The sequence below is a fragment of the Wolbachia endosymbiont of Mansonella ozzardi genome (assembly GCF_020278625.1).
Taxonomy (GTDB): Bacteria; Pseudomonadota; Alphaproteobacteria; order Rickettsiales; family Anaplasmataceae; genus Wolbachia.
This window is the reverse complement of record NZ_JADAKK010000064.1, coordinates 1-6,009: the sequence shown is the minus strand read 5'-3', so window position 1 is coordinate 6,009 and position 6,009 is coordinate 1. Positions and strand designations below refer to the sequence as shown.

The 6,009-nt window shown below is 35.7% G+C and carries 10 protein-coding genes and 1 pseudogene; 8 read left to right on the top strand and 3 right to left on the bottom strand.

All coding sequences use genetic code 11. The features are described from left to right. Positions 1 to 421 precede the first annotated feature (421 nt). Genes IHO40_RS05265 through IHO40_RS05255 form a run of 3 tightly spaced genes read right to left on the bottom strand, consistent with a single transcriptional unit; the run spans position 422 to position 1,730 of the window. Positions 422 to 583 (bottom strand): hypothetical protein, encoded by a 162-nt coding sequence (locus IHO40_RS05265; protein WP_225537091.1) that lies wholly within the window; start codon positions 581 to 583, stop codon positions 422 to 424. Positions 584 to 621: 38 nt separating this feature from the next. Then, complete coding sequence (locus tag IHO40_RS05260) at positions 622 to 1,110, bottom strand: ankyrin repeat domain-containing protein (protein ID WP_368666782.1); 489 nt, start codon at positions 1,108 to 1,110, stop codon at positions 622 to 624. Positions 1,111 to 1,163: 53 nt separating this feature from the next. Next, positions 1,164 to 1,730 carry a DnaJ domain-containing protein gene (locus IHO40_RS05255; RefSeq protein WP_225537090.1) on the bottom strand — a complete coding sequence of 189 codons (567 nt, stop codon included), beginning with the start codon at positions 1,728 to 1,730 and terminating at the stop codon, positions 1,164 to 1,166. An 889-nt stretch (positions 1,731 to 2,619) separates the two neighbouring features. On the opposite strand from IHO40_RS05255, the gene IHO40_RS05905 reads away from it, so the two are divergent. The 8 genes and pseudogenes from IHO40_RS05905 to IHO40_RS05225 all read left to right on the top strand — a co-directional run. Next, complete coding sequence (locus IHO40_RS05905; RefSeq protein ID WP_255586014.1) at positions 2,620 to 2,748, top strand: hypothetical protein; 129 nt, start codon at positions 2,620 to 2,622, stop codon at positions 2,746 to 2,748. Then, on the top strand, positions 2,735 to 3,085 hold the full coding sequence (locus tag IHO40_RS05250) for an iron-containing redox enzyme family protein (RefSeq protein ID WP_225537089.1): 351 nt from the start codon (positions 2,735 to 2,737) through the stop codon (positions 3,083 to 3,085). The genes IHO40_RS05905 and IHO40_RS05250 overlap by 14 nt, the downstream gene beginning before the upstream one ends. Before the next feature lie 93 nt (positions 3,086 to 3,178). Beyond that, positions 3,179 to 3,472, top strand: a complete 294-nt coding sequence (locus IHO40_RS05245; RefSeq protein WP_225537088.1) for a dihydroneopterin aldolase — start codon at positions 3,179 to 3,181, stop codon at positions 3,470 to 3,472. Between the two features lie 123 nt (positions 3,473 to 3,595). Next, positions 3,596 to 3,829 carry a 2-amino-4-hydroxy-6-hydroxymethyldihydropteridine diphosphokinase gene (locus IHO40_RS05240; protein ID WP_225537087.1) on the top strand — a complete coding sequence of 78 codons (234 nt, stop codon included), beginning with the start codon at positions 3,596 to 3,598 and terminating at the stop codon, positions 3,827 to 3,829. A gap of 283 nt (positions 3,830 to 4,112) precedes the next feature. Further along, on the top strand, positions 4,113 to 4,412 hold the full coding sequence (locus IHO40_RS05900) for a dihydropteroate synthase (protein ID WP_255586013.1): 300 nt from the start codon (positions 4,113 to 4,115) through the stop codon (positions 4,410 to 4,412). Positions 4,413 to 4,489: 77 nt separating this feature from the next. Next, positions 4,490 to 4,858: a dihydropteroate synthase gene (locus IHO40_RS05895; RefSeq protein WP_368666783.1), complete on the top strand. Its 369-nt coding sequence runs from the start codon at positions 4,490 to 4,492 to the stop codon at positions 4,856 to 4,858. Between the two features lie 31 nt (positions 4,859 to 4,889). Next, positions 4,890 to 5,320: pseudogene (locus IHO40_RS05230) on the top strand (dihydrofolate reductase). Between the two features lie 38 nt (positions 5,321 to 5,358). Continuing rightward, positions 5,359 to 6,009: coenzyme F420-0:L-glutamate ligase (locus IHO40_RS05225; protein WP_225537086.1), on the top strand; the 651-nt coding region annotated here is incomplete at its 3' end.

Genomic DNA, 6,009 nt, shown 5'->3' with positions numbered 1-6,009 from the left:
AAAAAACGCCAATACTGAAAACTGAAAATAGATACTAACCAGGAGTTTCTTTTGCCTTTTTTACTTAGTAAAATTTTTAAATATTTATAGCTAGTTGCAATTTATGAACTGGGTAGGAAAGTATCATTCCAGCACGTGATACACGCCTGTACGAACACCGTGATTTGAGCCTGACAGGAGGACATCGAGTACTCCTTCTCCTATCATCCAAGTAGCTTTTTCCTTTTATTCCAGTGCTTCCTTTTTTTGTCATCCAAGTAGCTGGCACTGGAATCAAGTTTTCTATAAAAACAGTGAATTTTAACATAACTTTTATGCTCACCTACTTGATAAAATTTCTGGACGCCAGTGCCTGGGTGCTGGCATGACACCCTTCCTGGTAGAGATTAATCTTAAATTACAATGTTAGTACAGCTGCAGGTTAAACTGATGCACTATTGATTTCTTGAGAATTGTCCTTGACATTTGACCCAACAACCTTTTTAGTAATAATTTCAGCAAATTCAGGAGAAGGTTCTTTTGTTTTTGCAAAAAATGCAGCCTGTACAGCATTTTTAACGAAAAAAACATGCGGCAGGTGCAAATATCGTCGTCGGTATATAACGCCAAGGAGAAGCCATACTAAACAAGGTTGCAAGAAGCTACTATCAAGCAACAGCAAGTTAGTATTGTCTGACCACGTAGATAGCATCTATCAACACCACCATACTCAGCCATCAACTTTTTAACTTTGTCATTGCTGCCATATGGTAAAACAAGCGTCTTAATGCAATTTATTATCCCACTATTAGCGAAATATGAAGTACGTTCTATTAATCTCATGTGGTAATCCTTTTCATTAGGATTTGCACCATATTTTAGGAGTAGCTCCACGGTTCTTTCCTTGTCATGTCCGTGTTTATGAAATTGCGCTGCTGTAAGTAGTGCATTATTGACACTTTCGCTCTCTTTACCAGCACTATGCTTCAAAAGCAGTTCTACAATTTTATAATGCCCCCTAGAAGACGCTTTACTTAATGAAGTATTACCATACTCATCTTGTATATTAAGATCAGCCTTGTATTCCAAAAGCATTTTGACAGTTTCACAATACCCTTCACTAGAAGCCACAATTAATGGAGTGTTACCACTCTTGTTTTTTATATTAGGGTTAGCACCATATTTTACAGTAACTCCAAAATTCTACTGTCTTCGAGAATTCCGATAAAATACAATGGCGTTTCGTCATAAAATACTTTTATGTTAGGATTAGCGCCATTTGTTAAAAGTAGGTTCAAAAGACCAAAATCCCCTGAATTTCTAGCGTCAGATAAAGCAATCGTCAATAGCAAGTAATTTTCGAGATGCATTTCATTAATGAAATCACCAAATCCTCCACCCTGACTGCTTTTGAATTTGGAAAAAAGCTTTTTAAGAAACGCCATATCTCGATTGAAGAGAGCCTTATATAAGTAAAACTTCAAATCTTCAGGAGATCTAATTTCATCCAAATTTTTGTTGGTTAAATTTGTAACCTCTTTTGTATCTTTCCCAATAAAAAATTTATATGCAGCATCTAACTCTTTAAATTTTTCCTCATTTTGCTTTTGCATATCCTTACTTGCATCTGAATGTTTATCAGGATGATATTTTATGGCTAATTTTCTATATGCTTTTCTAATTTCATATTCATCATTAGGATTAGCACCTTTGCTAAAACCTAGTATTTTTAAAGCTTCTTCTCTGTTCATAATAACCATCCCTCATTAATAGCGAATTATATTTGAGCTTGAGCGTAATACAAAATTTTAAAAAGTCAAACTTTTTATGTTAAAATGCACTTATTCACAATCTCATGTGATATGGCTAATGCGACGCTAATGAATAGCTAGGCTGAAAAAAAAGCGAAAGAAGCCCTAGCCATTGTCTATTCTCAGTATTAGCGTTTTTATGTCTTAAATGCTGCAATTTAGCTACTTTTAAACGCAACTAGTCTAAGCTATAATATTTAAGAAATTTGCCAGGCAGAAAAAAAGACAATAAAACCCTGAGTTAGCTAGTTATTCCACCCTCCATTTTAAAATCCGGTGTTGGGTAATGTTCTAAACGACTTATGAGCGCTTTTCAGCTTGTATAGGCAAAAACCCAAAGTTTTAAAAGACATGCAGTGCACATAGTGCGAAAAATTAAACAATAATACGCCAAATACAGGTTTTCCTGTCATTTTAATCTGAACAGACTAAGAAGTTAGACAAGTGGCTTTATTACTATGACAAGGGTGACGGCTAAGGTTGTCAAGTAGTTTTTTTGTTTCTGTTGGATGACGTACGTTGCCAAAACTGATTTGTTATGCGAGAGATCTAGTGAAAGTCGGCACGATGCCTCTTGATATCTGGTGAGTCTACGAATAATCTGGAATAGTTTTGTATCAACTTAAGAAGTTATTATAACGTTCGTTCGATTACTTAATAGAGAATTAGATGATTTGCATTTATTAAAACATCAGTTTTACCAATCATGAAATGAAGAAAATTTGAATCTTGAAGCTCTTCGAATTTACGCTAAGGAATATTATTATCATGTTGGCTCATTTCCTCGTTAATATTAGTGGTATATATTCTTTAATGTCCAAATCTGAGAATGCGACAAGTTTTGCTTGGTAATTTAATAGAAGAGCAAGGTGATGAGAACCATCCAGAGTTATGGCAACATTTTGCTGAAGGGCTTGGTGTCTCACGTTCCAATCTTCATGAAGATGCGCAAATTTAAGGGAGACACAAGAGTTGGTGGTGGTTACTCTGATATTGTACGATTAGACTTTGCTTCTGGCTTGGGTGCTCTTTATGCTTATGAGCGTCAAACCCCCGAGGTTTCTAAGCCTAAAGTTGATGGCCTAAAAAAACACTATTCAATAGATAATGAGCGTTCCCTCCAATTTTTTACCGTTCACATGGATGCTGATGAATGGCATTCTGAGGAGTGTGCAAACCTTATTGCAAATTTAAGTGAAGAAGAACAAGGGAAAGTTATGCAAGGTGCTAAAAAAGGAGCAAAACTTTTATGGGGTTTTCTTGATGGAATGATGAACGCATGTGCACATTGCTGAGAGGTTTTTATCAATAAAGGGAAAAACTTCTTTTGAGCAATTTTGGTGAACTTCAGAAACATGTGGATTTTTGTAAGCTGGGGAAGTATAAGGATGAAACTAAGTACAAAACTGTTATGTACCCTCCTTATCCAAGATTTACAGCTTTGGGTTCATTTAGGCTGTAGTGCAGAAGACAAGTTTCATTCCCAATTAGTGAATATTAATGTTGATTTTACCTTTAAGTTTCCCTCTGTAGGATTTATAAATGACCGGCTTAAGGATACTATCTATCTGCTATCTGGAAGCAGCGCAGAGTATACAACCGCTTGCTCAAAGCAGCAATTTAATTTAATTGAATATTTCACTTGCGATGTATACATAATTATTAGCAAACCTTTGATGTAGAAAAGGCATACTGTTTCTTCTATTAAGAGTAACTATTCACAAAGTTGCACCACCTGTTCCTAATATACATGTGGGTGTCCTCTTTACCTATTGCAATGCACTGCAAGAGCAGGAAGATAACTAATGATTTATATTTCTATTGGCTCAAATATAGGAAATCGCCTTTCTAATTCACAAAAGGCTGCTCAGTTATTAAAGGAGCGCTATTTTAAAGATCTAAAATCTTTGATTGTCTTAGAAAATAAAGCTATTTTACCAAATGGTGTTCCAACTGAGTGGGACAAGCCATTTCTTAATATGGTTGTGTATGGAAGTTGTCTTGCTTCCCCTGAAAAGCTATTAAAAGGGCTAAAATAAATCGAATGTGACATTAGCCGCCCACAGAATTCATGAAAAGTGGGCACCTTGTATTATCAACTTGGATATTTTATTGTGGGATGATCTGATATTTGTACACACTACCTTAAGATTCCTCACCCAGAATTGTTGAACAGACCATTTTTTTTCACTTGATGGCAATACTCAACCCCATGGTGATATCCAACAACCAACAAAACGTTTGGTACTGTTGCTCACAACACTCCTAGCGTTCAAGGCTGCTTTTTAAAGAGTTTTACGCTTTCACCAAAGCTTGTCGGGATTGTTAACATTTAACATTACTCCTGATTCATTTTCGTATGGTGGTCTTTATTATGATGTAGACCAAGCAACTAAGCAGGCATTGCAACTGGTATCAGATGGTGCAAGCGTAGTTGATCTTGGTGCTCAATCAACAAGGCCTAGATCTTCGATGCGGATTCCAGAGGAAGAATATGCACGTTTGAAACCAGTACTTGATAATCTTAGTCATTATATGAAAGCTAATGATATTAAAGTTAGTATTGATAATTTCTGGCCGGATGTTATTCTGAATGTTTTAGAGCACTATAATATTGCTTAGGTAAACAATATTAAAGAGTCTGGATGATAATACCTTAAAAGCAATTGCTAGCAGTGAGTGTAGCATAGTTATTATGCATTCACTCTATATCACCACATAAGGACAACATTATTCCAGGCAACACTGACCTAATCAATACCACAAATCACTGGCCAGAGAAAAGTATTGATAGATTACTAGCTCTAGGCTTTGACAAAAGCTCGATAATTATTGCTCCTAGTATTGGCTTTGGAAAGCCTCTATATCAGAATATCTGGACTTTGCGCAATATAGAAGCATTGCAAAGTTTTGGCTGCAAGGTTCTAGTGGGTTACCTAGAAAGTCATTCATTTCTTCTTTTTCTTCAGAACTTGTCTTTAACCGAGATTTGGAAACAATTTCTACGTCACCTGTATTACACAATAAGGTCGATTTCCTTCGAATGCATAATGTGCGCGATCACATGAGATTTTTTATAGCCCAAGCTGCTTTACAGGGATGATGATTATCGGAATTATGGCTATTGATCTAAGCTGGATAATTGGAATAAATAATGGATTGCTCTGATACTACCCAAGTGAGCTGGAGCATTTTCTCCAAGTAAATGACAAACAAGTTACTGTTATGGGAAGAAAGACATTTGAAGCAATACCTCAAAACATATTGAAGGATCGTGTTCCTGTTGTTTTTTCTCGTAATAAACTAATTTCGTGTTTTAATAGAAGTGTAAAATGTGCTATTGTTTTTTCTATGCAAGAGTTTTTATCAATTCAAAATGGTTAGAATTACTCCAAAATCTTCATGGTTGGTGGAGCGCAAATAGCGCACCTTTTTTAGAGCATAATCTAATCTCAGAATTTATCATAACAGAAATTCATAAACCTTATAAAGGTGATATATATTTCAACTTAACACTCCTTGATGGGTAGGATAAAACCATTCTTATCAAAGCAAAAGATTATGCTATATGCAGGCTGACACGTTAATATGCAAGTTGAAGCAATTTGCACCCACCGCGTTGAATGGCGGTGAAATGTTAGAAAAAATTCTTGATCGCTATATTTCAAAATTGTTAAGGAAGGAATTTGTACTTGCTATCACATCAAAAATCATTCCCATTTGCCAAAAGCAAGTAGTTAACAAAACTGCCTATTCTAAAGAAGAGCTGATTAAAAAAGAGGCTGATGCGATTGTTGATACAGATTGCAATCTTTGCTGTATCTATTTGACAATTAAAGGTAATACCTTAATTCCATCTACCGGTATTGATGAATCAGATGGTGATGAGGTGTATATTCTATATCCAAAAGATGTTTATAAAGCAGCTATATCAGTATGGAACTACCTAAGGATAAAACATTGCATAAAGCATCTTGGCACTTTGATTAAAGATAGCAATATAACACCTATGCGCCTTGGGGTTACGGGAATCGCTCTTGTTTGGTGTGGGTTTGAGCCGCTTTATTCCTATATAGGCAAGCCAGATCTTTATAGTAAGTCACTCCAGGTAACACAAATCAATCTTCTTGATGCGCTGGCAGCATCTTCTGTTTTAGTCATGGAAGAACAAATGCCAATGGCAATCATTAGAAATGCACCAAAGACCCGCTTTCTTACT

Bases quoted from the DNA above. Each gene is read 5' to 3' on its own strand.
- IHO40_RS05240 (WP_225537087.1), top strand. From the start codon at position 3,596: ATGATTTATATTTCTATTGGCTCAAATATAGGAAATCGCCTTTCTAAT.
- IHO40_RS05905 (WP_255586014.1), top strand. From the start codon at position 2,620: ATGCGACAAGTTTTGCTTGGTAATTTAATAGAAGAGCAAGGTGATGAG.
- IHO40_RS05245 (WP_225537088.1), top strand. From the start codon at position 3,179: ATGAAACTAAGTACAAAACTGTTATGTACCCTCCTTATCCAAGATTTA.
- IHO40_RS05250 (WP_225537089.1), top strand. From the start codon at position 2,735: ATGCGCAAATTTAAGGGAGACACAAGAGTTGGTGGTGGTTACTCTGAT.
- IHO40_RS05255 (WP_225537090.1), bottom strand. From the start codon at position 1,730: ATGAACAGAGAAGAAGCTTTAAAAATACTAGGTTTTAGCAAAGGTGCT.